Genomic DNA, 26433 nt, shown 5'->3' on the forward strand with positions numbered 1-26433 from the left:
CTCACGGCTGCGCGGTCGAAGCGGCGGGCTTGGCCGGCGCCTGGTAGGGATAGTCCTTCCATTCCGCGGTGCGCAGATTGTAGGAGCGCGCATAGGCGGCGGAGCGGGCGGCCGGGAACGGATCGTCGGAGACGGCGATGCCGTCCGGCAGCAGGGTCGGGTCGAAATTGATGTCGCGGCAGGGGCCGTCGCGCTCGTCCTCGACCTTCTCGACCACCAGCGTGCCGGCCTCGACGCTGCGCCGGCCCGCCGGCCACGCCTTGCTCGGATCGTCGGTCGGATCGCCGGGATCGGCCACGGTGAGCACCAGCGTCCAGCGCTGCGGCGCGCCGGCCACCCGCTCGGCGATATCGGTTTCCAGATGGTTCGGCCCCAGCTTGGCGAAATCGGCCGGGCTGAGCGGCTCGAGCTGCGCCTGCGGCCTGAACGACCAGCGCACCGCACTGGTGGTGCCGGCGGCGTTCGTGAACAGGAAGGCGTTGAGGCTGTTGAACGCATCCTCGGCATAGCTCGCCATGAAGGGCGCGCTGCCGGCCCAGCCGGCGAAGGTCGCGAATTCCGGATGCCCGGCGATGAAGCCCTTCATCGCGTCGGGATCCTTGCTGTGGCTCGCCTCCAAGAGGGCGTAGAAGGCGTCCGGCGTCGCCACCGGGAAGAAGGGCGGATCGATCATCGCCGCGCGCCACACCTGCCCGCCGGCGGTGATCTGCAGGCCGAGGCCGCGCACCCGCACGGTGGCGTCCGGCGCGTTGGGATCGGGCGTGCCGAGATTGAAGCGGCCGACCACCGGATAGCTGCCGGCGGCCAGCTGGGGGGCCTTCGACAGCGCGGCGCCCTGCCCGTTCGACTGGAAGGTGCCGGTGAAGCAGATGCCCTTGGCGTGGTTGCGGCGATGGCCGAGCGCCGGGCCGCCCGGCGGCGCCAGCGCGCCCACCAGCTTTGGCGGGGTCAGCCTTTCAGGCGACAGGAAGCCGCCGGTATAGGCGAACGCCCCGGCGGCGGCGGCGACGACGCCGGCGATGAGAACCAGCGAGCCGATCGCCGCGCGGGAGGTCGGCGGAGGCGACTGAGCCATGAAAGCGCTTCCCATGCTGCGGCCCGGCCGGACACGCCGGCGCGGGCAAGCGACCCAAGGATGGAGTCATTCTAGGCTAGCGCATACCTCGCGACTTCTCCATTCGGCGCCGCTCTTGCCGGATCGCACGCCGGGGCGGGCGGGCAGCTCGCCGGCGGCCCATGGCGCGCTGAAGACCGGCGCCGCCCGCCGGGCCGGCCCAGTCCCCATCCGCGTCATCGGGAAGCGGTGGCGCCGCATGGCTTTGCACCTCCGCGACCTGTGGTAGAAAGGACGACCGGGACGCTGCGCGCTCCGGCGCCGGGGGAGTGATTGTTCAATGCCGCGCAGGCGCCAGAGCCACGAGCCGGGACATCGCCGGAAGTTTCTCGTGGTGATCGACGACACGCCGGAATGCGACCGTGCCGTCTATTACGCCGCCCGCCGCGCCGCCCGCACCCAGGGCGGGGTTGTGATGCTGGCGGTGCTGCAGCTCGCCGACGTGCAGAGCCAGTGGCTCGGTGTCGCCGAGCTGATGCGGGCGGAGGCGACCGACAAGGCCCGCGCCCGGCTCGACCATTTCGCCGCCCGCACCCGCAACCTGTCCGGCGTCGAGCCGGAACAGGCGGTGCATGAGGGCGAGGTCGCCGGCGAGATCCTCAAGCTCATCGAGGCGGACGAGGACATTGCCGTGCTGGTGCTGGCCGCCGGCACCGGCAGCGAGGGACCGGGGCCGCTGATCGCCGGGCTCGCCGGCGGGCTGCTCGACGGCCTGCCGATCCCCGTTACCATCGTGCCCGGGCAATTGTCCGACAGCGAGATCGACGCGCTGGCCTGACATCGCCCGATCCGTGCCGGCCCCTTGCGGGACAAGTGCGTCGCAGAGTGTATCGAGGGGGGAGTGTGATGTCGTCCGGTTCGCTGATGCCCGTGCATGCCCTGTGGATCGGTCCCGAGCTCGGGCCGATGGCGCGGGCCTGCCTCGCCTCCTTCCTGCGCATGGGCCATGCGGTGACGCTGCACGGCTACCAGCGCCCGCACGACCTGCCAGCCGGCATCGCCTTCGCCGACGCCGCCCTGCTGGTGCCGCCGGAGCGGATCATCCGCCACCGCGAGACCGGCAGCTACGCGCTGTTTGCCAATGTATTCCGCTACCGGCTGCTGCAACGCGTCGACTGCCTCTATGTCGATTGCGACGTCTATTGCCTGAAGCCGGTTGAGCGGGCGGACTATCTGTTCGCCTGGGAAGACGACGTCCACATCAACGGCGCGGTGCTGCGGCTGCCGAGGGAGTCGGCGCTGCTGCGCGCCCTCAATGCCGTCGCCGCCGACCCGACGCCGATCCCGCCCTGGCTGCCGGAGGAACTGCAGGAAGAACTGCGGGAAAACGCCCGGCAGGGCCGGCCGACCAGCGTCCAGGACATGCCCTGGGGCGTGCTCGGTCCGCGCGCCATAACCTGGCTGGCCAAGGATTGCGGCGTCGACGGCAAGGCGCTGCCGCCGGAGAGCTTCTACCCGATGCACTACACCGACGTGCACCGGATGCTCGACCCGGCGCTGACCATCGAGGACCTGGTGACGCCGAACTCGCAGTGCCTGCATCTCTACCACGAGCTGCTGCACCGGCTGGATCTCTCCGCGGTGCCGCCCTCCTCGCCGCTCGGGCGGATATTGGCGGAGCCGATGCCGCCGCCACTGCCCACTCCCCCGCCGGGACGGTGGGAGCGGCTGCGAGGCTTCCTTTGGCGGTCGTGAACGCCTATCTATAACGATACCAAACCACGTCGCCGGGGCCTTGAACCCCGGTAGGCCAGGAGCATGAAATGTTTATCCAGACCGAGCCGACCCCGAATCCCGCCACGCTGAAGTTCCTGCCCGGCCGCAGCGTGCTCGGCGCCGGCACCTTCGAGGCGCGCGACGCCGACGAGGCCGCGCGCTCGCCGCTCGCCGCCAAGCTGTTCGACATTCCCGGCGTCACCGGCGTGTTCTTCGGCTCCGACTTCGTGACCGTGACCAAGGACACCGCCGAGTGGGCGCATCTGAAGCCGGCGATCCTCGGCGCCATCATGGAGCATTTCGTCTCCGGACAGCCGGTGCTGCCCGAAGAGCATGAGCACGCCGATGACGACGCCTTCTGGGAAGAGAAGGACGCCGGCCTCGTCGACACCATCCGCGAGCTGATCGACACCCGCGTGCGCCCGGCGGTGGCCAATGACGGCGGCGACATCACCTTCCGCGGCTACAAGGACGGCGTGGTGTTCCTCGCCATGAAGGGCTCCTGCTCCGGCTGCCCCTCCTCCACCGCGACGCTGAAGAACGGCATCGAGAACCTGCTCCGACATTTCGTGCCGGACGTCGTCGAGGTGCGGCCGGTCTGAACCGCCGCATCCTCGCCATCCTGACGTGGTCCGAGGTGCCGCGGGACCCGCCGCGGGACCTGCCGCGGTGCCCGTCGTCGCCGGCGGGCCGCCTGTGGAGGGGACCTGACGAGGCTTTGCCTCGCCATCCGGCCATGTGCAAGGTGAGGCGAAGGACAATGGCGCCATGCTGATTCTCGCCCTCGATACCGCGCTGGAGGCCTGCTCCGTCGCCCTCCACGACGCCGCCCGCGACGAAACGCTGGCGCGCGCCTCGCAGGAGATGAACCGCGGCCATGCCGAGGCCTTGGTGCCGATGGTCGACCAGGTGATGGTCGCGGCCGGCCGCGTCTTCGCCGATATCGGCATGTTCGCCGTCACCGTCGGGCCGGGCAGCTTCACCGGACTGCGGGTCGGGCTGTCGGCGGCACGCGGCTTCGGCCTCGCCCAGGACCGGCCGGTGATCGGCATCACCACGCTCGCCACGCTGGCGGCGCCGCTGCTCGCCCTCGACGACGGCGTGCCGGTGGTCGCCGCCATCGATGCGCGGCACGACAATCTCTATGTGCAGATGATCGGCCCCGGCGGCCGGGTGATGGTGTCGCCGCGCCAGCTGCCGCTGAAGGAAGCGGTGCGGGCGGTGGCCGGCGGCGCGGTGCGGCTGGTCGGCTCCGGCGCGCCGCTCATCGCCGCCGCCTGGCCGGACGCCGCGCCGGCGCCGGTCGAGGTGGTGGCCACCAATACGCCGGACCCGGTCTGGCTGGCCCGGCTCGCCGCGGTGGCCGACCCGGCCAAGTCCGAGCCGCGCCCGCTCTATCTGCGCGACGTCGACGCCAAGCCGCAGACCGCGGCCCGCATCGCCCGGCGCTGAGCGCGGGAGGCGGCGCGCCATGGGCCGGCGGCGATGAGCTGGAAGATCACCGACATCACCCGCGCCTGGCGCGCCGCGCCGGCCTTCCGCCCGGCGGTCGCCGCCGACGCCGAGGCGCTGGCGGGGCTGCACGCGGCGAGCTTCCGCATCGGCTGGGAGGCGGCGGAATTCGAGCGCCTGCTCGCCGACCGGCTGAGCCGGGCGCTGGTGGCGACCGACGGCCCGGGCGGGCGGCCGACCGGCTTCATCCTCACCCATGGCGTCGCCCCGGAAATGGAGATCCTCTCCATCGCGGTGGCGCGCTCGCATCGCGGCGGCGGCATCGGCCGGACGCTGGTGGAGAAGGCGATGGCCCGCCTCGCCGCCGAGGGCTTCGCCGTGCTGTTTCTCGAGGTCGAGGAAGGCAACCGCCCGGCGGTGGCGCTCTACGAGAAGACCGGCTTCGTCGAGATCGGCCGCCGGCCGGGCTATTATCGCGATGCCGGCGGCAAGCCGGTGGCGGCGATCGCCATGCGGCGTGACCTGAGGTAATTCGACGTCCGCCCCGCGCGTGGGGATAGCGCGGGAGGAATCGGTTGCCCTCCACCGACGGGTTGCGCCATAAGCAGCGGAACAGTTGCGAGGGTGGGGTCCGTTCTCGCCGCACATGCCTTTGGGCGTCATGCCTTTCGGCATTGCGGAACCGGCCCCGGGAGACGTTGCGCGGATGACCGACAAGCCGACCGCCATCGAGGAGGCCTGCGTGACGCTGGGCCTGCGCATGACGGACCAGCGCCGGGTGATCGCCCGCGTCATCGCCGACGCGCAGGACCATCCCGACGTCGAGGAATTGCATCGTCGCGCCGTGGCGGTGGACGACCGCATCTCGATCTCCACCGTCTACCGCACGGTGAAGTTGTTCGAGGACGCCGGCATCATCGAGCGGCACGATTTCCGCGACGGCCGCTCACGCTACGAGCCGGTACCGGACGAGCATCACGACCACCTGATCGACCTGCGCAACGGCACGGTGGTGGAGTTCCGCTCCGAGGAGATCGAGCATTTGCAGGAGGAGATCGCCCGCAAGCTCGGCTTCCGCCTCGTCGGCCACCGGCTGGAGCTCTACGGCGTCCCGCTCGATCCCCAGCCGAAGAAATAGGCGAAGAGACCGGCGATGCGCCCCGTCCTCGTGCTGGTGCCCGTCGCGCTGCTCACGCTCGCCGGCATTCCCGCACAATGGCTGGCGGTGAAGCTGAACCTCGACGCCCGGCGGTGGATCCCGGTGCTCTATCACCGGGCGGTGCTGGCGCTGGTCGGGGTGCGGGTGCGGGTCAGCGGCGCCCCGGCGCCCGAGCGGCCGCTGCTGATCCTCGCCAACCACGTCTCCTGGCTCGACATCTGCGTGCTCGGCTCGCGCTTCCCGCTCTGCTTCGTCGCCAAGAGCGAGGTGGCCGGCTGGCCGGGCATCGGGCTGCTCGCCAGGCTGCAGCGCACCATCTTCGTCGACCGGCAGGCCCGGGCCGCCACCGGGCGGGTGAGCGAGACGATCGCCGCCCGGCTCGGCGCCGGCGACCCGGTGGTGCTGTTCGCCGAGGGCACGTCGAGCGACGGCAACCGGGTGCTGCCGTTCCGCTCCGCGCTGGTCGGCGCCGCCCGGCCTAGCACCGACGGCGCGCCCGCCGCCATCCAGCCGCTCGCCATCGCCTATGTGGCGCAGGGCGGCGTGTCGCTCGGCCGCGCCCGCCGGCCGCTGGTGGCCTGGTACGGCGACATGGACCTGGCGCCGCATCTCATGGAGATCCTGCGGCGCGGCGGCGTCGAGGTCGAGCTGTGCTTCGGCGCGCCGATCCTTGGCGCCGACCGCAAGGCGGCGACCGGCCGCGCCGAGGCTTCCGTGCGCGCCATGATGAGCGAGGCGCTCAATCCCCGGCCGGTGTGACGGCAAGGGCGAAGAGGCGGACGGCAGGACGGGTAGCGGGGGTGAAAACCCGGCGGCGGCTCATTTCCTTTTGCCGGGAATCCCGCTAAACAAGGACAGGTGTCGACCGAGGAGACGTAGACGATCTCGACCAGGGAACGAGCGGCGGTAAGCGGAGGCGCCTCGTCACGGGCGCATGACAAGCGCGCCGTGTCCTCAACCTTCAGCGACCCTGCGGCCGGTGCGGCCGGGCAGGGCGGGTCGATCGAGACGCCATGAGTGACTTGCAGGAAGCGCGCGAAACCCAGATGCCGCACGACGTGCGAGAGCCGGGGAATGCACGCAAGATTTACGTCCGGTCCTTCGGCTGCCAGATGAACGTCTATGACGCCCAGCGCATGACGGACACCATGGCCAAGGAAGGCTATGTCGAGACCGACAAGCCTGATGATGCCGACCTCATCATTCTCAACACCTGCCATATCCGCGAAAAGGCGGCGGAGAAGGTGTATTCCGAGCTCGGCCGGCTGCGCGTGGCGCAGGAAGAGGCCGGCCGCAAGCCGATGGTGGCGGTGGCCGGCTGCGTCGCCCAGGCCGAGGGCGCCGAGATCATCAAGCGCGCCCGCATGGTCGACCTCGTGGTCGGGCCGCAGAGCTACCACAAGCTGCCCGAACTGGTGGCGCTGGCGCAGGAAAAGCACGGCCAGCACAAGAAGGGCATCGTCGAGACCGAATTCCCGGTCGAGGACAAGTTCGACTTCCTCGCCCCGCCGACCAAGCAGGCGATCGCCAAGCGCGGCCCCACCGCCTTCGTCACCGTGCAGGAAGGCTGCGACAAGTTCTGCACCTTCTGCGTGGTGCCCTATACACGCGGCGCCGAAGTGTCGCGTCCGCTCGGGCGCCTCCTCGACGAGGTGAAGCGCCTCGCCGATGGCGGCGTGCGCGAGGTGACGCTGATCGGCCAGAACGTCAACGCCTATCACGGGCTCGACGACCATGGCCGCAGCGCCAATCTCGCCGAGCTGATGGCGCGCGTCGCCGAGGTGCCGGGCATCGCCCGCATCCGCTACACCACCAGCCATCCGCGCGACATGGACGACGAGCTGATCGCCGCCCATCGCGACATGCCCCAGCTGATGCCCTATCTGCACCTGCCGGTGCAGTCCGGCTCCGACCGCATCCTCGACGCGATGAACCGCAAGCACGGGCGCGAGGCCTATTTCGAGCTGGTCGCCAAGGTACGGGCGGCGCGGCCGGACATCGCCTTCTCCTCCGACTTCATCGTCGGCTTCCCCGGCGAGACAGACGCCGACTTCGCCGACACGCTCGACCTGGTGGACAAGGTCGGCTTCGCCGGCGCCTTCTCGTTCAAATACTCGCCGCGCCCCGGCACGCCGGCGGCGACCCTGGGCGCGCAGGTGCCCGAGGCGGCGATGAACGAGCGCATCTATGCGCTGCAGGCGCTGCTCGACAAGCAGAAGGCGGCGTTCGACGCCGCCTGCCGCGGCCGGCGCTTCGACATATTGCTCGAGAAGCCCGGCCGGCTGCCCGGCCAGCTGATCGGGCGCTCGCCCTATCTCCAATCCGTGGTGGTGCTGGCTCCGCGCGAGGCGATCGGCACGCTCGCCAGCGTCGTGATCCGCGACGTCAGCACCAAAAGTCTTTCCGGCGACATCGTCGCGGGCGAATTCTGGCCCGAGGGCGTGCCGGCCGGCGCGAACTTAGTGAGGCAGGACGAACAACTGGAGGCCTGATGGTGCGTCGTGGGGGATCGGACACGGATCGGACACTGGTGGCGACCCGGACGGGAGCGCGTGGAAGCGGGACGACGGCTCAGGCGGCCCCGGCGGCCCGCTGGCTGCCTCCCGACACCGAAACGCCCGGCCAGACCGTACTCGCCTTCGACGACAACCGGCTGGCCAGCCTGCTGTTCGGCAATTACGGACAGAACCTCGCCACCATCGAGCGACGGCTCGACATCGTCGCCGAGCAGCGTGGCAACCATGTCACGCTGGAAGGCCCGCGCGAGGCCTGCGACCAGGCGCGCCACGTGCTCGAAACCCTCTATGCAAGGCTGAAAAAGGGCGGCGAGATCGCCCCCGGCGACGTCGAGGGCGTGCTGCGCGAGGCGGCTTCCCAAGGCTTCCTGTTCGACTTCGACCCGGCGACCAAGAAGCAGAGCTTCGACGAGATCCAGCTGCGACGCCGCCCGGTGCGCGCCCGCACCCTGGCGCAGGACGCCTATATCCGCGCGCTGAAGCGGCAGACGCTGGTGTTCGGCGTCGGCCCGGCCGGCACCGGCAAGACCTGGCTGGCGGTCGCCTATGCGGTGCACCTGCTGGAGCGCCGCGTGGTCGACAAGCTGATCCTGTCGCGCCCGGCGGTGGAAGCGGGCGAGCGGCTGGGCTTCCTGCCCGGCGACATGAAGGAGAAGGTCGACCCGTATCTGCGGCCGATCTACGACGCGCTGCACGATCTGATGGACCGCAATTTCGTCGAGCGGGCGCTGACCTCCGGCGAGATCGAGATCGCGCCGCTGGCCTTCATGCGCGGGCGCACGCTGGCCAATGCCTGCGTCATCCTCGACGAGGCGCAGAACACCACCTCGATGCAGATGAAGATGTTCCTCACCCGCCTGGGCGAGAACTCGCACATGATCATCACCGGCGACCCCAGCCAGATCGACCTGCCGCCCGGCCAGGTGTCCGGGCTCGGCGAGGCGGTGTCGCTGCTGCGCGACGTCGAGGGGGTCGAGGTGTGCCACTTCGAGGCCTCCGACGTGGTGCGCCACGAGCTGGTCGGCCGCATCGTCGCCGCCTATGACGGCAAGGCCGCCGCCATCCGCCGGGCCGCCACGCCGGCGCGGGAGCCGGCACCGGCGCCGGTCATCGAGGCCGTGCCGCCCCCCACGGAGGAACCGCCGCAATGAGCGAGGACTTCGCCATCGAGGTCGACGTGCTGGCCACCGCCGATCAGTGGTCGGCGCATCCCGGCGCCGCCGAGCTGGTGACGCGGGCAATCCGCGCCGCCCATGCCGGGGCGATGGCGGAGTACGATCTCGGCCTCGAGAGCGGCGAGGTGGCGGTGATGCTGACCGACGACGCCGGCATCCGCACGCTCAATCGCGACTGGCGCTCCAAGGACAAGGCGACAAACGTGCTATCATTCCCGACGCCGCAGGTGGCGCGGGAGGCCGGAGAGCCCCATCTGGGCGATATCGCCATCGCCCATGAAACCGTCGCCCGCGAGGCGGCCGCCGAGGAGAAGAGCTTCGACGACCACCTGACGCATCTCGCCGTTCACGGCATGCTGCATCTGCTCGGCTTCGACCACGAGACGCCGGACGAGGCCGAGGAGATGGAAGCGATGGAGCGGCGGATCTTGTCCGGCCTCGGCATCGCCGATCCCTATGCCGAGACCGAACCTGTTCATCAAACCCACTAGAAGGCCATGTCCGACCCTGTTTCCAACCCCGTCTCCAAGACGCTGCCCCCCGCCGACGCCAGCGACGGGCCAAGTATAAGTTCCTCCCCGCTTCCCGCCGAGCCGCGCGCCAGCGAGGGGCGGGGAGGATTGCTCGACCGGCTGCGCCACCTGATCGGCGGATGGCGGACCACCGGTTCGCTGCGCAGCGATCTCGCAGAGGCGTTGGCCTCCAATGCCGATATCAGCGCCGACCTGTCGGCGACCGAGCGCGCGATGCTGAAAAGCATCCTCGAGCTGCGCGAGCAGCGGGTGGGCGACCTGATGGTGCCCCGCGCCGATATCGTCGCGGTGCAGAAGGACATTCCGCTCGGCGAGTTGCTCGCGGTGTTCGCCGATGCCGGCCATTCCCGCCTCGTGGTCTATGACGACACGCTCGACGACCCGGTGGGGATGGTCCATATCCGCGACCTCGTCACCTATCTGACCCAGCGCGCCATGACCTCGCGTCCGCCCGCCGCGCTCGGCCGTCCGCGCCCGCCGCGGCCCGAGCCGGGCGAGAACCGGGGCGATGCGAAGCTGGCGCCGGCCTTCAACCTCAAGGCGATCGACCTGTCCGCCTCGCTGAGCGCGGCGCGGCTGATCCGCCGGCTGCTGTTCGTGCCGCCCTCCATGCCGTCCATCGAGCTGCTGGCCAGCATGCAGGCGAGCCGCATCCATCTCGCCCTCGTCATCGACGAATATGGCGGCACCGACGGCATCGTCTCGATGGAGGACCTCGTCGAGGAGATCGTCGGCGACATCGAGGACGAGCACGACGACGACGAGGCGCCGATGATCGCCCGCCAGGCGGATGGCAGCTACATCGCCGATGCCCGCGCCGGCCTCGACGAGGTGGCCGAGATGGTCGACCCGGCCTTCGCCACCGGCGAGGAGGCCGAGGAGGTCGACACGCTGGGCGGCCTGCTGGTGACGCTCGCCGGCCGGGTGCCGGTGCGCGGCGAGATCGTCTCCGGCCCGGGCGCCTTCGAGATCGAGGTGCTCGACGCCGATCCGCGCCGGGTGAAGCGGCTGCGCATCTCGCCCGCCCGCGGCAACGGCCATGCGGGGCGCGATGCCGTCGAGCGGCCGGCCGACGAGCCCGCCGCGCCTTCGGCCAGCCTGCCGCCGCCGGCCCAGCAGGCCGGCACCGACCCGCGTGTGGCGGATCCGCGCCTCGTGGATCCGCGCGCGGCCGAAAACCGTGCGGCCGAAAACCGTGCGGCTCTGCGCGGCCCCGATGCGGCGTGACACGTTGCCGGCCGGCGCGGCCGGGCCGTCGGGCGACCGCTCGGTGGCCGGCCGTCCGGCAAGCGGCCTGCTCGATCGCTTCGTCGGCCTGCTGCGACACGGCTCCCTCCGGCGGCGGGGGCTGATCGCGCTGGCCGCCGGAGCGGTCTCGGCACTCGCCATGCCGCCCTTCGGGCTGTGGCCGCTGCTGGCGCTGACCTTGCCGGTGCTGGTGCTGCTGCTCGACGGCGTGCGCGCGCGCGCCACGGGAGTGCGCGCGGCATTTGGGCCGGCCTTCGGGCTCGGCTGGTGCTTCGGCCTCGGCTATTTCGTCGCCGGGCTGTGGTGGATCGGCGCCGCCTTCCTGGTGCAGGCCGACGATTTCGCCTGGCTGATGCCGTTCGCCGTGCTCGGCCTGCCGGCCTATCTCGCGCTCTATACCGGGCTCGGCGCCAGCGCCTGCATGCTGCTATGGCCGCGCGGGCCGGCGCGCTTCCTCGGCTTCGCGGCGCTGATGACCGGCACTGAGTGGCTGCGCGGCACGCTGCTCACCGGCTTCCCGTGGAACAATTTCGGCTACGCGCTGGGCAACGACCTGAATTTCGCCCAGTCGAGCGCAGTGTTCGGCGTTGCCGGGCTGTGCCTCGTGACCCTCGCCTGCCTGTCGACGCCGGCGGCGCTGGTCGACGGCTCCCGCTCCCGGTGGGCGCGCCTCGGGCCGCCACTCGCCGCCGCGCTGGTGCTGGCGGGGATGTGGCTCGGCGGCGCCTGGCGCCTCGCCCATGTCGAGGTCGGCACGGTGCCCGGCGTCAAGCTGCGGCTGATGCAGCCCGACCTGCCGCAGGACCAGAAATTCCGCTACGAGGCCCGACGCGAGGTAATGGACCTCTACATCGCCACCAGCGAGAGCGCCGGCGGGCTCGACGGCATCACCCATCTGTTCTGGCCGGAATCGGCCTTCCCGTTCTTCCTCGAGCGCGAGCCCGAGGCGCTGGCGCGGCTGCGCACCATGCTGCCGCCGGGCACGACGCTGATCACCGGCGCCGGCCGGCTGCAGGAACGGCCGAACCAGCGCCCGGCGATCTATAACAGCCTGCTCGCGCTCGATTCACAGGGGCGGACGATCGCCACCGCCGACAAGGTGCATCTCGTTCCGTTCGGCGAATACCTACCGTTCCAGGAAACGCTGGAAGCGCTGGGCTTGCAGCAACTGACGCGTGTGCGCGGTGGTTTTTCGGCCGCGACGGACCGAAAACCGATGGAAATTTCGGGATTGCCCCCGGTCCTACCGTTAATATGTTACGAAGCAATATTCCCCGCCGAAATTGTATCGGTAAGCAATTCCTATGAATTGCATCGTCAGGGCCTATTACTAAACGTCAGCAATGATGCCTGGTTCGGCGACACGCCCGGACCGTTCCAGCATTTCGAGCAGGCCCGCATGCGCGCGATCGAAGAGGGATTACCGCTGGTCCGCGCTACGAATAACGGCATTTCGGCCATTGTCGATCCGCTCGGACGCGTGATCGGCCTTCTACCGTTGGGTGCGCGCGGCGTGCTTGATGGCGCATTGCCGCAAGCACTTCCGCGCACCATTTATGCCAATATTGGCAATCTTGTATCCAACTTCCTCGCGACGCTGTTTCTGCTACTCGCCTTTGCATCGCAACGAGGATATACACGTGCAGATTGATCGACGTGTGCGCGTAGTTTGCCTAGACTGCCTGCCCTGATCGATGCGCTTTCCCTACTCGCTGCGGGCAGGGGAGGTATTTTTTTGTCCGTTTCGGGGAAGCCGATGACCAAGAAGTCTCCCAACCCAATTGATAAGCATGTTGGTAGCAGGGTGCGCATGCGCCGGATGATGATCAACATGAGTCAGGAAAAGCTGGGAGAAAGCTTAGGGATTACTTTTCAGCAGATTCAGAAATACGAAAAGGGCACCAACCGCATCGGCGCCAGCCGGCTGCAGCACATCTCGACCGTGCTGGCCGTGCCGGTTGCGTTCTTTTTCGAGGGTGCGCCCAGCACCGGCACCGTCGCGCCCGGCTTCGCCGAGGACAGCTCGCCGGCCTATGTGGCTGATTTCCTCGCCACCTCCGAAGGCCTGGCGCTTACCCGCGCTTTCACCCGCATCTCCGATCCCAAGGTGCGTCGCCGGATCGTCGACCTCGTCGAGACCCTTGCCGACCAGGGCGGTGCGGCCTGATCGCGCCGTTCGTTTTTCCGAACAAATTCGTCCGGAAAACTTGACCTGCCTCATCCGTGTTGCCAAAAAAGGCGGCCGGACGTTTTTTCGTTGCGCCGGCGATGAGATGAGGATCCGACGCATGTCTCGACAAGACTATATTTTCACGAGCGAATCCGTTTCCGAGGGCCATCCCGATAAGGTCTGCGATCGTATTTCCGATGAAGTTGTCGATGCGTTCTTCCGCGAAGGCCCGAAGCTCGGCTGGGATCCGAGCCATCTGCGCGTCGCCTGCGAAACCCTCGCCACAACCAACCGGGTGGTGATCGCCGGCGAGACCCGCGGCCCGGCCGCCATTACCCGTGACTTCGTCACCCACATCGCCCGCCTCGCCATCAAGGATATCGGCTACGAGCAGGACGGCTTCCACTGGGAAGACGCCGATATCGAGGTGCTGCTGCACGCCCAGTCGGTCGACATCGCCCAGGGCGTCGATTCGGCCGGCAACAAGGATGAAGGCGCCGGCGACCAGGGCATCATGTTCGGCTATGCCTGCCGCGAGACGCCGGAGCTGATGCCGGCGCCGATCTATTACGCGCACCGCATCCTGAAGCTGCTGGCCAATGCCCGCCACTCCGGCGAGAGCTCGGTGCTCGGCCCCGACGCCAAGAGCCAGGTGAGCGTGCGCTACGAAGGCGGCAAGCCGGTCGAGGTCACCCAGATCGTGCTGTCGACCCAGCATCTCGACGCCGACCTGTCGTCGCACGACGTGCGCGCCATCGTCGAACCCTATATCCGCGAGGCGCTGCCGGAAGGCTGGATCACCCCCGGCACCATCTGGCACGTCAACCCGACCGGCAAGTTCGTCATCGGCGGACCGGACGGCGATTGCGGGCTCACCGGCCGCAAGATCATCGTCGACACCTATGGCGGCGCGGCCCCGCATGGCGGCGGCGCCTTCTCCGGCAAGGACCCGACCAAGGTCGACCGCTCGGCCGCCTATGCCGCGCGCTACCTCGCCAAGAACGTGGTGGCGGCGGAAGTCGCCCAGCGCTGCACCATCCAGCTCGCCTACGCCATCGGCGTCTCCGACCCGCTCGCGGTCTATGTCGACCTGCACGGCACCGGCGTGGTCGAGGAAGCCAAGCTGGAGAAGGTGCTGCGCGAGGTGATGAACCTGCGCCCGCGCGGCATCCGCGAGCATCTCGAGCTCAACAAGCCGATCTATGCCCGCACCGCCGCCTATGGCCATTTCGGCCGGGCGCCGGAAGAAGATGGCGGCTTCTCCTGGGAGCGCACCAACCTCGCCGCGGCGATCCGCGCGGCGGTGAGCTGAGCGCACGCCGGGACCGGCCGTCGGCATAGGCCATCAGCATGGGCCATAGGCTCGTGCCGCTTGCGCCTTTTGATTCCTGATCTTATGCGGGGCGGATCTGCGGGTCCGCCCCGCTTCGTTTTTCGGTAACGACCATGATCAGCCCGGACGAGACCAGCCCGGACGAAACTCGCGCCGACGAGCACGGCCACGACGCCGCCGCGTCCGGCACCGCCTTCTACGGCCGGCGCAAGGGCAAGCCGCTGCGCGCCCTGCAGGCCCAGCACCTCGAACAGGACCTGCCGCGCCTGCAGATCGACCTCGCCACGCTCGGCGAGGCCCCGCTCGCGGCGCTGTTCCCGGTGCCGGTCAGCGCGGTGCGGCTGGAGATCGGCTTCGGCGGCGGCGAGCACCTGCTTGCCGAGGCGGCGCAGCATCCCGGCATCGGTCATATCGGCGCCGAGGCCTTCGTGAACGGCGTCGCCAAGGCGACGACGGGCATCGTCGAGGCCGGGCTCGCCAATGTGCGGCTCTATGGCGACGACGTGGTGCCGCTGCTCGACGCGCTTCCCGCCGGCTCGCTGGAACGCATAGACCTGCTCTATCCCGACCCCTGGCCGAAGCGCCGCCACTGGAAGCGCCGTTTCGTGCGCCCGGACAATATCGACCGCTTCGCCCGCCTGCTGGCGCCGGGCGGGCATTTCTGCTTCGCCACCGATGTCGAGGACTACGCCGCCTGGACGCTGCGCCACCTACTCGCCGATGCCCGCTTCGAATGGACCGCCCGCGTCGCCGACGACTGGCGCCGCCCCTTCGCCGGCTGGCCGGGCACCCGCTACGAGGCGAAGGCGCTGCGCGAGGGACGTATCCCGGGCTATTACGAGTTCCGCCGCATCTGACTACCGCATAAGGTGGAACCCCAGCGCGCCGCGAACGTTATCGCCGGCATCACCGGGGTATGGCACAGGAGACGAGCATGGCCGATCCGAATCCGCAGGAAGATTTCTCCAAGCTCACCGCCGACCTCGCCGCCCTGCGCGAGGACGTCGCCAAGCTCGCCGAATCGCTGGCCGCGCTCGCCAAGCAGGAAGGCGCCGCCGCCGCCGAGACGGTGAAGGAGAAGGTGCGCAGCGGCAAGGCGCAGGCCGAGGCCACCGCCGCCGGCCTGCTCGACGAGGGCGCGGCCGCCGTCGAGGACGCCAAGGCCTGCGCCTCCGCGCTGTGCCGCGACGCCAGTGGCGCCATCGAGCGCAATCCCTTCGCCGCGGTGGTCGCGGCGCTCGGCATCGGCTTCGTCTTCGGCCTGATCTCGCGGGGCCGGTGATGCTGAAGCTGCTGCTCGGTCTCGTCGGCGCGGAGGTCAATCTGGCGCTGCGCCGCACCGCGACGACCGCGCTGTTGCTGCTGCTCGGCGCGCTGCTGTTCGGCGGCGCGCTCATCGCCGCGATGGCGGCCTTGTTCATCGCGCTGGCCGAGGCTTACGACCCGCTGGTGGCGGCGCTGCTGATCGCGGCGCTGTGCTTCGTGCTCGGCACCGTCCTGCTGATCATCGCCTATGCGCGGCTGAAATCGCCGGCCCGCCGGCAGGCGCTGCCGCTGGTCGGCCTGCGGGCGGCGCCGATTCGCCCCGAGGCAGGCCCCGCCGAGCCGCCCTTCGCCGCCCAGACCGTGGTGGGGATTGCCGCGGTTGCGGCGATTGTCGGCCTTATTCTTGGCCGACGTATCTGAAACTCTCGGCTTCGTGCGCGACTCAGGCTGTTCCGAGGCCCGCCCCGTTCTTGCGGGAGCTGGCAAAAAGGAACAATCTGCCCGCTGGCATTGGGAGGCCGCCTCGGCAGTCGCCCAGGAATCAGCCGCCCGGATGGTGGCCCCTCGGCTCGTAGCCAGTTGGGTAACTATTTGAGTGGCAATCTGGGCTATCGGCTGTCCGATCGGTTGCGGCTGACCACGCTTCGCCGCTGGAGGTTTTGGATTTGACGTTTCGACGCTCGTCGCTGCGGCCGGGTGTGGCCGTACTCGCCCTGCTCACCGCCCTTGGCGGGGCGAGCGCGGCAAAGGCCGAGGCGCCGTCGGCGGCGCTGATCGCCCGCTCCTCGCCCGCCGGCAATTATCTCGCCGCCCGCCTCGCGCTCGCCGAGCGCGACACCGGTGCCGCCGCCGCCTATTACCGGGCGCTGGTGCGGGTGTTCCCGCGCAATGGCGAAATCCTGGAGCGCGCCTTCCTCACCCTGCTCGCCGATGGCTCGATCGACGAGGCGGTGGAGCTCGCCCAGCGCATCGTGCGCATCGACCCCGAGCACGCGCTCGCCCGGCTGGTGCTCGGCGTGAAGGCGATCAAGGGCAAGCAATATGTCACCGCGCGCTCCAATCTGCGCCGTGCCGGCGACGGCGCCATCGCCGAACTGAACTCGACCCTGCTCAGCGCCTGGGCGCAGTTCGGCTCCGGCAATGCCCGCCAGGCGGTCGCCTCCATCGACGAATTGCAGGGGCCGGAATGGTATGCCGGCTTCAAGGCGCTGCATGCCGGGCTGATCCTCGACGCCGCCGGCATGCGCAAGGAAGCCGGCCAGCGGCTGGAACAGGCGGTGCGGGTCGATCCGCGCTCGCTGCGGGTCGTCGACGCCTATGCCCGCTGGGCCTCGCGCAGCGGCAACAAGAAGCTCGCGGTCGAGACCTACGAGGCCTATGACAAGGTGGCGCCGAACGATCCGCTGGTGGAGCGCGCCATGGCGCAGCTCGACGCCGGCAAGACGCTGCCGCCGCTGATCGACACGCCGCAGGCCGGCGCCGCCGAGGTGATGTACGGCCTCGGCGCCGCGCTCGGCCGCCAGGGCGGCGAAGACCTCGCCATGGTCTATCTGCAGCTCGGCCGCTGGCTCGATCCCTCGCATCCGCTGATCGAGGTGACGCTTGCCGACCTGTTCGAGAGCCTGAACAAGCATGACGAAGCCATCGCGCTGTTCCGCGCCGTGCCGGCCGATTCGCCGCTGAAGCTGAACGCCGACATCCAGCTCGGCATCAACCTCAACGCCGCCGGCAAGAAGGACGAGGCCGAGAAGACGCTGGAAGAGGCGCTCGGCCGCAACCCCAAGGACCTGCGCGCCATGATGGCGCTGGGCGACGTGCTGCGCGCCAACGAGCAGTTCGACCGCTCGGTGGAGATCTACACGCGGGCGATCGACCAGATCGGCACCCCGACCGGCCAGAACTGGATGCTGTTCTACTTCCGCGGCATCGGCTACGAGCGCACCAAGCAGTGGGCGAAGTCGGAAGCCGACCTGAAGAAGGCGCTGGAGCTGCGTCCCGACCAGCCGCACGTGCTGAACTATCTCGGCTATTCCTGGATCGACCAGGGCGTCAATCTCGACCAGGGCATGGAGATGATCCGCAAGGCGGTGACGCTCCGGCCGGATGACGGCTATTTCATCGACAGCCTCGGCTGGGCCTATTACCGCATCGGCAAATATGACGACGCGGTGCGCGAGCTGGAGCGGGCGGTCGAGCTGAAGCCGAACGAGGCTGTCATCAACGACCATCTCGGCGACGCCTACTGGAAGGTGGGGCGGCATCTGGAGGCCCGGTTCAAGTGGAACCATGCCCGCGACCTCAACCCCGAGCCGGCCGACCTTGCCAAGATCGAGCGCAAGATCGCCGTCGGCCTCGACGAGGCGCAGAAGACCGAGGCGGCGCAGATTAACACCACCGCCGAGAAGCCGGCGACACCGCCGGCCGACAAGCCGGCCGGCCAGGGCGGCTGACCGGGGTCGAACGGATCCGAGCGGGACGGAGCTTCCGGCCGCTCTCCTGTGAAACAGCATCGCCGGCCAGGTGGCGTCACCTGGCCGGCGATGTGCTTTTGGGAGGTACTCAGGCGTCGGGCGTTCAGGCGTTGGCGGCGCGGGCGAACAGCAGCGGGCGCGAGCGCAGCGCGAAGGCACCGTCGCCGAGCAGCCACAGGGCGAAGGAGGTCGCGATCAGGAAGGCGGGGTATTCCCAGCCGCCGCCGGGGACCGAGAACAGCCAGCCATTGCCGATATGCGCGCTCATGGCACCGACCATGACCGGGATCATGACCAGGGCGACGTGACGGGCATAGAGGCCGGCGACGATGAGCACGCCGCCGACCAGTTCGGCGAGGATGACCGGTCCGGCGAGCGCGCCGGGCATCCCAATGCTGTCGAGATAGCCGGCGAATCCGGGGACGGTGAAGACGACATACTTCATCAGCGCATGCGAGATCCACATGAGGCCGAGGGCGACGCGCAGGATGAAGACGCCATAGGGGGCGGAGCGATTGTCGAGCATGGTGTGAGTTCCGTGTCTGGTGCGATGGGGTGAAGTAACCGTGCACCAGAGCTAACCCATCGCATGGAAGCACGCGATAGCCGGAAAATCTCAACCAATATTGCTATTTTGCAATGTAAAGCCGATGCGCCGCTTTACCGGACGCACCGACGTTGCCAGCTCAAAGCCGCCTGACGACCGCTTCAGTGCTTCGGGCAGCAGGGATTGGGTTGGCGCTGGCGGGACGAGGCTTCATCCCGCACCGGAGACAATCTCACCGCCCTTACCGCGCGAAAGACGGCTGGCCGCCTAGCGGGTTGCCTCGGTGCGGCTACACGCACCGCAGCCGCAGGACGCTTCCAGCGAGGCGCGCCAAGACCGGCCCTGGATAGACCCATCCTGGATCATTGAAAGGCTTCGGTCAGTGAACGCCGTCGATCTGTGCGGTCTTGGTGCCGGTGTCGGAGGTCTTCCTCGCCCGTTCCACCAGCCGGGTGCGGCCGCTGCCGCCACGCTTGAACTCGCACCACATCTGGTCGAAGCCGGCGAGATTGCCACGGAAGGCATCCCCCGCGGTCTTCTCCAGCTCGAAGCAGGGCTGGAAGGCGACGCCCTTCAGCTTGGCGCAGACCTTCTCCGACGAGGTCTGCACCGTGCCGGCCGGCAGGGTGACATAGCGGGCATTGCCCTTGCCGCGCACCTGGATGGTGCCGGCCACCGAGCCATCCTTCAGCACCCGGCCGGAGCCGACCGTGCCCTCGTAGCAGCTATACGAGAAGGTGCGCCCCATCACGAAACGCTCAGCCGCCTGCGGCGTCAGCGTCTCCGCCGAGGCGTCCGGCGACATTCCGGCCGCACAGGCAGTGAACGCAGCAGCCGACAGCAGAACGGTGGTGATCCGCATCCGAGACCTTCCCAACAGATGGAGCCCCCAAGCCCCGGGGAACCGCATAGTCACGATGCGTCGCAAGCGCCGCCTCCCGCAAGGGCCGGGCCGGAACCCGGCACCGTAGCGGATCACGCGGCGCCGCACCTGTTGCAGGAATGCTACGCCGGCGCATGGCCGATCCGCCTCGACGCATCGGCACGCAGCATGCGCCCGGGATGGTTAACAGCCGGGAAACGCGTCGGTAAGTGGGTTTAGGCCGCCGCGGGATGGCGGCGCTCGGCCACCGGACGCTCGACGATCGGCAGGTTGATCACCGCCGAGGCGAAGGACAGCGCCACCGACAGCCACCAGACCAGGTCGTAGGAGCCGAGCTTCTCGTAGAGCAGGCCGCCCAGCCACACGCCGAGGAAGCCACCGACCTGGTGGCTGAAGAAGGCGAAGCCGTAGAGCATGGCGAGGTAGCGGGTGCCAAACATCAGCATCACCAGCCCCGAGGTCGGCGGCACGGTGGACAGCCACAAAAGCCCGATGGCGATGCCGAAGCCGATCGAGGTGACCGGGCTGGCCGGCAACAGGATGAAGGCGATGATGACCACGCCGCGGGCGAAATAGATCCAGGCGAGCAGCAGCCGGCGGGAGAAGCGCGCCGACATCCAGCCCGAGGAGAGCGAGCCCACCATGTTGGCGAGGCCGATCACCGCCAGCGTCCAGCCGCCAATGGTGATGGAAAGACCGCGATCGGTGAGATAGGCCGGCAGATGGGTGGTGACGAAGGCGAGCTGGAAGCCGCAGGTGAAGAAGCCGAGCACCAGGAACACATAGCTCGGATGGCGGAAGGCCTGGCCGAGCGCGGCGCCGATGGTCTGCCTCGGCTCGGCGTTCGCCACCGCGACGCGCGGCGGGCTCATCAGCGCCACCGCCAGTGGCATCACCATCAGCATGGCGCCGCCGAATAGGATCAGCGTCTCCTGCCAGCCGACCGAACCGATGAGGCCGTTGGCGAGCGGCGGGAACAGGAACTGGCCGAAGGAGCCGGCGGCGGTGCCGGCGCCGAAGGCCATCGGCCGCCAGCGGTCCGGCAGCATCTTGCCGAAGGCGGCCAGCACGATGTTGAACGAGCAGCCCGACAGGCCGAAGCCGACGATGACGCCGGCGGAAAGATGCAGCAGGCCCGGCGTCGAGGCATAGGCCATCATCGCGAGACCGGCGGCGTAGAGCACCGCCCCGACGCACAGCACGCGGGCGACCCCGTAGCGATCGGCGATGGCACCGGCAAAGGGCGTCCCCAGCCCCCAGAGCAGGTTCTGGATGGCGATGGCGAGGCCGAACGTGTCGCGCCCCCAGCCATATTCATGCGTCATCGGCAACAGGAAGATGCCGGAGGACGCCCGCGGCCCGAAGGTGAGCATGGCGATGAGGCAGCCGCACAGCACGATGAGGAGCGGCGCGCGCCGCGCCATGCCGGAAGCGGTGATCGGGGAGGCGGACATGGAGACATCCCGGCGGCCAGAGGGAGCATCAGGGATACAACCCTGTCGCGGGCGACAGAAACGAATAATTTTCCGGCCGGCCATCAGCAAAGTAGATGGATCGTTCCGCAGTGTCATGCGCCACCCCGCATGGCAACGGCCAGAGAAATGACGCAGCGTCATCCTCAAGCAGCATTTGCGGAGACGGCCGGGGTGTGGGATGGCTCCTCGCGCGGCGCCATCCGGCCCGTGCCCTCCTCGTTGCCCGGCCGCCGGCATTGCCCTATCCCGCGATGCCCGGTACCGCCCCCACTCCCCGGGGCGGCCGGCCGCGCGTATGGGCGCGGACCACTGGCGGAAGCCGTCTCGCGCAGACCCATGACAGGCCCCTTCCGCAGCATGACCTCCCGCTCATGACCTCTCCCGCCGCCGACCGCCCGGCACCCCCGCTCTCCGCCTATGGCCACCTGCTCACCATCTATCTGGTGTGGGGCGCCGCCTATCTGGCGGTGAAGATCTGCATTTCCGGCCCGGCGGCGATCACCGTGCCGCAGCTGCAATCGACGCGGATGTGGGGGGCGACGCTGCTGATCGGCCTGGTGGCCCTCGCCCGCACCAAGAGGGTGCCGCGGCTGACGCGGCGCGATATCGGCTTCTGCGCCGCCAGCGGCGTGCTGATGTGGGTCGGCGGCAACGGCCTCGCCACGCTCGCCTCGCGCCACGCCACCTCCAGCTTCATCGTCATGGCGATGGGCGCCATCCCGCTGTGGAGCTGCCTGCTCGAACTGGTCATCGCGCGGACGGTGCCGACGCGCCGGGTCTTGCTGGGGCTGGCGCTGGGCCTCGGCGGACTTTTCCTTGTGGTCGCGCCGACGCTGATCGGCACGCATGCGACGATCATCGAGCCCGGCTATGCCGGCTTCACCGTGTTGCTGCTGGTCGGCGCCGGGCTGAGCTGGTCGCTCGGCACCATCGTGCAGCGGCCGCTGATGCAGCGGGTGCGGCCGGAATGGGCGGCGACGCTGCAGCTGTGCACCGCGGCGCTGGTGCTGTCGGTGATCGCCGCCGGCGAGCACGCGCCGCTGCCGGACATGCCGAGCCTGCGGCAATGGCTGGCCTTCGGCTTCCTGATCGTCTTCGCCTCGGTGATCGGACTGACGTCCTACATCAGGGTGATCGGCGCCTTCAGCCCGGTGATCGCCACCACCTTCGCCTATGTGAACCCGATCGTCGGCGTGCTGCTCGGCTGGATCCTGCTGGGCGAGGAGATCGCGCCGGTGTCGCTCGCCGGCCTCGCCGTCGTGCTCGGCAGCATCGCCATCGTGCTGAGCGGGCGGCGCTGAGCCGCCTTACCTCACAGCCTCACCCCACCGCGCGCAGATGCCGGATCGGCCGGCCGGGGGTCATCGCCTGCGCGGCGCGGACGATGCCCTGGGCATCGATGCCGTAATGGCGGTAGAGATCGGCCAGCGTGCCGGTCTGGCCGAAACGCTCGACGCCGAGCGCCCGCACCCGGTGGCCGTGCACCGCGCCGAGCCAGCCGAGCGTCGCCGGATGGCCATCGATGACGGTGACGAGGGCGCAGTGCGGCGGCAGTTCGGCCAGCAACCGCTCGACATGCGCCTCCCCGGCCTCGCCGCTCTCGCGCAGCCGCTGGGCGCCGGTCCAGCCGGCATGCAGCCGGTCGGCGGAGGTGACGGCGAGCAGGCCGACATCGCGGCGGTCCTCGGCGACCAGCCCGACCGCCTCGATGGCCTCTGGTGCCAGAGCGCCGGCATAGGCGACGACCACCTGCGCGTTCGGCCCCGGCCGGCGCAGCCAGTAGCCGCCAGCGACGATGTCGGCGGCCAGCGCCTCGTCCATGACGCGGCGCGGCTGCTCGATGGTGCGGGTGGACAGGCGCAGATAGGCGGCGCCGCCCTGCGCATCGGCGAGGCCGTTCGCCTCGGGCGTCGCCGGGCCGGAGCGCTGCATGTAGTCGAAGGCGAAGCGCAGGATGACCGAGAGTTCGTCGACGAAGGCCGGCTCGAAGCTGGCGAGCCCGTCCTGCGCCATGCCGATCAGCGGCGTGGCGATCGACTGGTGCGCGCCGCCCTCCGGCGCCAGCGTCACACCCGACGGCGTGGCGGCAATGAGGAAGCGGGCATCCTGGTAGCAGGCATAGTTCAGCGCATCGAGGCCGCGCTCGATGAACGGATCATAGAGCGTGCCGACCGGCAGCAGCCGCTCGCCGAACAGCGAATGCGACAGGCCGAGCGCCGAGAGCATCAGGAACAGGTTCATCTCGGCGATGCCGAGCTCCATGTGCTGGCCCTTCGGCGAGAATTCCCAGTTGAAGGTCGAGGGAATGCGCTCCTTGCGGAAGGTGTCGGCCATGGATTCGCGGGCGAACAGTCCGCGCCGGTTCACGAAGGCGCCGAGATTGGTGGACACCGTCACATCCGGCGAGGTGGTGACGACGCGGGCGGCGAAATCGTCGTCGCGCTTGGCGATCTCGTGCATCAACAGGCCGAAGCCCTGCTGGGTCGACATCGCCGGCTGCAAGGCGACGTCGAGGCGCGCCGGCAGCGCCAGCTCCGGCGCCTCGTGGCGGCGGGCGCCCTTGGCGTTGAATGGAGCGACGTCGAGGAAGGCCCTCAGCCGCTCGGCCGGCAGGGCGAGCCCCTCGAACGGCTCCCATTCATGGCCGGGACGGATGGCGTGGCGGGCGCGAAAATCCTCCATCTGCGCCGGGGTCATCAGGCCGGCGTGATTGTCCTTGTGGCCGGCGAGCGGCAGGCCGTAGCCTTTGATGGTATAGGCGATGAAGCAGACCGGCCGGTCATGCTGTCGCGCGGCCTCGAAGGCGGCGGTGAGCGAGGCGAGGTCGTGGCCGCCGAGATTGGTCATGAGCCGCGCCAGCTCCTCGTCGGAGCGACGCTCGATCAGCGCGGTCACCGCGCCCTGGTCGCCGATCTCGTCGAGAAGGCGCTTGCGCCACGCCTTGCCGCCTTGGAAGGTGAGGGCGGAATAGAGCTGGTTCGGGCAGGTGTCGATGAAGCGGCGCAGCGCCTCCCCGCCCGGTTCACTGAAGGCGGCCTGCTGCAGCGACCCGTATTTCAGGATGACGACGTCCCAGCCGAAATTGCGGAAGATCTGCTCGAGCCGCTGCCACAGCCCCTCGCGCACCACCGCGTCGAGGCTCTGGCGGTTGTAGTCGACCACCCACCAGCAATTGCGCAGCCCGTGCTTCCAGCCTTCGAGCAGCGCCTCGAAGATGTTGCCCTCGTCCATCTCGGCATCGCCGACCAGGGCGACCATCTTGCCTTCCGGGCCGTGACCGAGATCCTTGGCGCGCAAAAAATCCTGCACCAGCGAGGCGAACAGCGTCTGGGCGACGCCGAGGCCGACCGAGCCGGTGGAGAAATCGACGTCGTCGACGTCCTTGGTGCGCGAGGGATAGGACTGCGCGCCCTTGTAGCCGCGGAAATTCTCCAGCTTCTCGCGGCTCTGGTGGCCGAACAGGTACTGGATGGCGTGGAACACCGGGCTGGCATGCGGCTTCACCGCCACCCGGTCCTCCGGTCGCAGCGCCTTGAGGTAAAGCGCCGCCATGATGGTGGCGAGCGAGGCGGAAGAGGCCTGATGGCCGCCCACCTTCAGCCCGTCGACATTCGGCCGGACATGGTTGGCGTTGTGGATGGTCCACGTCGCCAGCCAGAGCAGCTTCTTCTCCAGTTCCGCGAGTTCCAATTCCGCCGCTTGCCGGGGGTTCTCCCGGCCTTCCGTCCGTTGCGTCGCCATGTTCCCTCTCCGGGTGCCCTTTCCGGCATGCCGAGAAAAGACAGTACGCCCGCGCACGGCACGGTTGCAGCTATTCTCGGGCACGAAAGCGGGCCATATTGGCTGGATATGCCAATTATCGCGCCAGACGTGGCTGGATATGACCGAGATCGCCCTCGACGCCATCGACCGCCGGATACTCGCCGCGCTGCAGGCGGACGCGCACGCCACCATGGAGCAGCTGAGCGCGCTGGTCGGGCTGTCGCCCTCGCCCTGCGCCCGGCGGGTGCGCCAGCTGGAGGCGGCCGGGGTGATCAAGCGCTATGTCGCGGTGATCGACCAGGACAAGGTCGGGCTGCCGATCAGCGTCTTCGCCTCGATCAAGCTGGAGCGCCAGCGCGAGGAGGAGCTCGACCGCTTCGCCAAGGCGATCATGCGCTGGCCGGAGATCGTCGAGTGCTACCTGATGACCGGGCAGCGCGACTACCTGCTGCGCATCGTGGTGAAGGACCTGCCGGCCTATGAGGCCTTCCTCAAGCGGACTCTGACCCGGCTGGAGGGCGTCGCCTCGATCGAATCGAGCTTCGCGCTCGGACAGGTGAAGCACGCGCAGGGGCTGCCGATCAGCGAGTGAGCCAGCCTCGCCAGCGTCTGGAGCCTTTCCGGTGAACTTCGGTTAACCGGAAAGGCTCCAGGGTCTTGCTCCGACGCGTTTTCTTCACGCGAACCGGATTCCACTTCGCTCGAAAACGCTCTAGTCGCCCTCGGCTTCCGTGACGAGGTCGAGAAAGGCCTGCGCCGCCCGGGTGCGGTAGCGCTCCTTGTGGCGCAGCGCGAGGAAACGGCGCGGCGGCAGCGGGAAGGCGATCTCGGCGAGCGTGCCGGCGCGGATGGCGGCCGCCGCCACCCGGCGGGACAGCACGGTGACGCCGCTGCCGGCCTCCACCGCCGCCCGCACCGCCTCGTTGGATGGGTATTCCAAGGCGACGTTCAGCCGCTCCGCCGCTAGCCCGAGGTCGGCGAGATGCGCCTCCAGAACCGCGCGGGTACCCGAACCCGGCTCGCGCAGCACCCAGGGACCCGCGAGCAGCTGCTCCGGCGCGCTCGGCGGGCGCCAGGCCCAGGGATGGGTAACCGGCGTCACCAGCACCATCTCGTCCTCAGCCACCGGCAGCACCGCCAGCGCGGCATCGTCAAGCTCGCCCTCGGCAAAGCCGAGATCGGCATCGCCGAGCCGCACCTGCCCGGCGACGAAATCGGTGTTGCCGACCGCAATGGCGACCGAGATGCCGGGATGGCGGGCGCGGAACCGCTCGACCTGTCGCGGCAGCCAGTAGCCGGCGATGGTCTGGCTGGCAGCGAGGCTGAGCGCGCCATGGGCGAGGCCGGAGAGATCGGCCAGCACCTTCTCGGCCGCCGCCGCCTGCGCCAGCACCGCCTTGGCCTCGACGAGAAACAGCCGGCCGGCCTCGGTGAGCTCGATGCGCCGGCCGATGCGGTCGAACAGCCGGGTGGCGTAGCGCGCTTCCAGCGCCGCGATGGCAGCGCTGGTGGCCGACTGGGTGAGATTGAGGTCGGCCGCCCCCTTGGTGACATGCTGGCGCGCGGCGACGGCGACGAAGATGCGCAGCTGTTCGAGGGTCATTCCGGTCCGT

Annotated in this window: 26 protein-coding genes; 20 read left to right on the forward strand and 6 right to left on the reverse strand. The window is 69.3% G+C overall.

What is annotated here, in order from left to right; genetic code table 11:
* Window position 1 precedes the first annotated feature (1 nt).
* Complete coding sequence (locus KHC28_RS07460) at window positions 2–1075, reverse strand: catalase family peroxidase (protein ID WP_214007720.1); 1074 nt, start codon at window positions 1073–1075, stop codon at window positions 2–4.
* A gap of 319 nt (window positions 1076–1394) precedes the next feature.
* Here KHC28_RS07460 and KHC28_RS07465 point away from each other — a divergent pair, with 319 nt between their 5' ends.
* The 18 genes from KHC28_RS07465 to KHC28_RS07550 all read left to right on the forward strand — a co-directional run bounded on the left by KHC28_RS07465 (window position 1395) and on the right by KHC28_RS07550 (window position 18132).
* Window positions 1395–1892: a universal stress protein gene (locus KHC28_RS07465; protein WP_214007721.1), complete on the forward strand. Its 498-nt coding sequence runs from the start codon at window positions 1395–1397 to the stop codon at window positions 1890–1892.
* Between the two features lie 68 nt (window positions 1893–1960).
* Window positions 1961–2809 (forward strand): hypothetical protein, encoded by an 849-nt coding sequence (locus KHC28_RS07470; protein WP_214007722.1) that lies wholly within the window; start codon window positions 1961–1963, stop codon window positions 2807–2809.
* Window positions 2810–2877: 68 nt separating this feature from the next.
* Complete coding sequence (locus KHC28_RS07475; RefSeq protein ID WP_214007723.1) at window positions 2878–3432, forward strand: NifU family protein; 555 nt, start codon at window positions 2878–2880, stop codon at window positions 3430–3432.
* A gap of 166 nt (window positions 3433–3598) precedes the next feature.
* Window positions 3599–4282, forward strand: coding sequence for a tRNA (adenosine(37)-N6)-threonylcarbamoyltransferase complex dimerization subunit type 1 TsaB (gene tsaB, locus KHC28_RS07480; protein ID WP_214007724.1), 684 nt, complete (start codon window positions 3599–3601; stop codon window positions 4280–4282).
* A 33-nt stretch (window positions 4283–4315) separates the two neighbouring features.
* Window positions 4316–4813, forward strand: coding sequence for a GNAT family N-acetyltransferase (locus tag KHC28_RS07485; protein WP_214007725.1), 498 nt, complete (start codon window positions 4316–4318; stop codon window positions 4811–4813).
* 175 nt (window positions 4814–4988) lie between these two features.
* Entirely contained in the window at window positions 4989–5420 is a 432-nt protein-coding gene (locus KHC28_RS07490) for a Fur family transcriptional regulator (RefSeq protein ID WP_214007726.1), read from the forward strand.
* A gap of 15 nt (window positions 5421–5435) precedes the next feature.
* Window positions 5436–6200, forward strand: a complete 765-nt coding sequence (gene olsA / locus KHC28_RS07495; protein WP_214007727.1) for a lyso-ornithine lipid O-acyltransferase — start codon at window positions 5436–5438, stop codon at window positions 6198–6200.
* A gap of 287 nt (window positions 6201–6487) precedes the next feature.
* The gene (gene miaB, locus KHC28_RS07500; protein WP_214008156.1) at window positions 6488–7933 is read left to right on the forward strand and encodes a tRNA (N6-isopentenyl adenosine(37)-C2)-methylthiotransferase MiaB; all 1446 of its coding nucleotides are present in this window, start codon (window positions 6488–6490) and stop codon (window positions 7931–7933) included.
* A gap of 35 nt (window positions 7934–7968) precedes the next feature.
* Window positions 7969–9108 (forward strand): PhoH family protein, encoded by a 1140-nt coding sequence (locus KHC28_RS07505; RefSeq protein ID WP_376772650.1) that lies wholly within the window; start codon window positions 7969–7971, stop codon window positions 9106–9108.
* On the forward strand, window positions 9105–9623 hold the full coding sequence (gene ybeY, locus KHC28_RS07510; protein WP_214007728.1) for an rRNA maturation RNase YbeY: 519 nt from the start codon (window positions 9105–9107) through the stop codon (window positions 9621–9623). Before KHC28_RS07505 ends, ybeY begins: the two co-directional genes overlap by 4 nt.
* A gap of 6 nt (window positions 9624–9629) precedes the next feature.
* Entirely contained in the window at window positions 9630–10892 is a 1263-nt protein-coding gene (locus KHC28_RS07515) for a hemolysin family protein (RefSeq protein WP_214007729.1), read from the forward strand.
* A complete protein-coding gene (lnt, locus tag KHC28_RS07520; RefSeq protein WP_214007730.1) occupies window positions 10882–12564 on the forward strand; it encodes an apolipoprotein N-acyltransferase in 1683 nt (560 codons plus the stop codon). Before KHC28_RS07515 ends, lnt begins: the two co-directional genes overlap by 11 nt.
* A gap of 105 nt (window positions 12565–12669) precedes the next feature.
* A complete protein-coding gene (locus KHC28_RS07525) occupies window positions 12670–13080 on the forward strand; it encodes a helix-turn-helix domain-containing protein (RefSeq protein WP_214007731.1) in 411 nt (136 codons plus the stop codon).
* Window positions 13081–13201: 121 nt separating this feature from the next.
* Window positions 13202–14395 (forward strand): methionine adenosyltransferase, encoded by a 1194-nt coding sequence (metK, locus tag KHC28_RS07530; protein WP_214007732.1) that lies wholly within the window; start codon window positions 13202–13204, stop codon window positions 14393–14395.
* Window positions 14396–14529: 134 nt separating this feature from the next.
* Window positions 14530–15273 carry a tRNA (guanine(46)-N(7))-methyltransferase TrmB gene (trmB, locus tag KHC28_RS07535; RefSeq protein ID WP_214007733.1) on the forward strand — a complete coding sequence of 248 codons (744 nt, stop codon included), beginning with the start codon at window positions 14530–14532 and terminating at the stop codon, window positions 15271–15273.
* 77 nt (window positions 15274–15350) lie between these two features.
* Window positions 15351–15698, forward strand: a complete 348-nt coding sequence (locus KHC28_RS07540; RefSeq protein WP_214007734.1) for a hypothetical protein — start codon at window positions 15351–15353, stop codon at window positions 15696–15698.
* Window positions 15698–16102, forward strand: a complete 405-nt coding sequence (locus KHC28_RS07545) for a phage holin family protein (protein WP_214007735.1) — start codon at window positions 15698–15700, stop codon at window positions 16100–16102. Before KHC28_RS07540 ends, KHC28_RS07545 begins: the two co-directional genes overlap by 1 nt.
* 245 nt (window positions 16103–16347) lie before the next feature.
* Complete coding sequence (locus KHC28_RS07550) at window positions 16348–18132, forward strand: tetratricopeptide repeat protein (protein ID WP_246564491.1); 1785 nt, start codon at window positions 16348–16350, stop codon at window positions 18130–18132.
* A gap of 124 nt (window positions 18133–18256) precedes the next feature.
* Here the strand turns inward: KHC28_RS07550 and KHC28_RS07555 are convergent, their stop codons facing one another.
* The 3 genes from KHC28_RS07555 to KHC28_RS07565 form a co-directional block, all read right to left on the reverse strand.
* Window positions 18257–18679 (reverse strand): DoxX family protein, encoded by a 423-nt coding sequence (locus tag KHC28_RS07555; protein ID WP_214007736.1) that lies wholly within the window; start codon window positions 18677–18679, stop codon window positions 18257–18259.
* A 400-nt stretch (window positions 18680–19079) separates the two neighbouring features.
* Window positions 19080–19562, reverse strand: a complete 483-nt coding sequence (locus KHC28_RS07560; protein ID WP_214007737.1) for a hypothetical protein — start codon at window positions 19560–19562, stop codon at window positions 19080–19082.
* 236 nt (window positions 19563–19798) lie between these two features.
* Window positions 19799–21037, reverse strand: coding sequence for an MFS transporter (locus KHC28_RS07565; protein WP_214007738.1), 1239 nt, complete (start codon window positions 21035–21037; stop codon window positions 19799–19801).
* A 392-nt stretch (window positions 21038–21429) separates the two neighbouring features.
* On the opposite strand from KHC28_RS07565, the gene KHC28_RS07570 reads away from it, so the two are divergent.
* Window positions 21430–22359: a DMT family transporter gene (locus tag KHC28_RS07570; protein WP_214007739.1), complete on the forward strand. Its 930-nt coding sequence runs from the start codon at window positions 21430–21432 to the stop codon at window positions 22357–22359.
* A gap of 19 nt (window positions 22360–22378) precedes the next feature.
* Here the strand turns inward: KHC28_RS07570 and KHC28_RS07575 are convergent, their stop codons facing one another.
* Window positions 22379–24799 carry a thiamine pyrophosphate-binding protein gene (locus KHC28_RS07575; RefSeq protein ID WP_214007740.1) on the reverse strand — a complete coding sequence of 807 codons (2421 nt, stop codon included), beginning with the start codon at window positions 24797–24799 and terminating at the stop codon, window positions 22379–22381.
* Window positions 24800–24938: 139 nt separating this feature from the next.
* On the opposite strand from KHC28_RS07575, the gene KHC28_RS07580 reads away from it, so the two are divergent.
* On the forward strand, window positions 24939–25412 hold the full coding sequence (locus tag KHC28_RS07580; RefSeq protein WP_214007741.1) for an Lrp/AsnC family transcriptional regulator: 474 nt from the start codon (window positions 24939–24941) through the stop codon (window positions 25410–25412).
* 120 nt (window positions 25413–25532) lie between these two features.
* On the opposite strand, the gene KHC28_RS07585 is transcribed toward KHC28_RS07580, so the two are convergent.
* Entirely contained in the window at window positions 25533–26423 is an 891-nt protein-coding gene (locus KHC28_RS07585) for a LysR family transcriptional regulator (RefSeq protein WP_214007742.1), read from the reverse strand.
* Between the last annotated feature and the right edge of the window lie 10 nt (window positions 26424–26433).

Source organism: Ancylobacter sonchi, assembly GCF_018390695.1.
GTDB lineage: Bacteria > Pseudomonadota > Alphaproteobacteria > Rhizobiales > Xanthobacteraceae > Ancylobacter > Ancylobacter sonchi.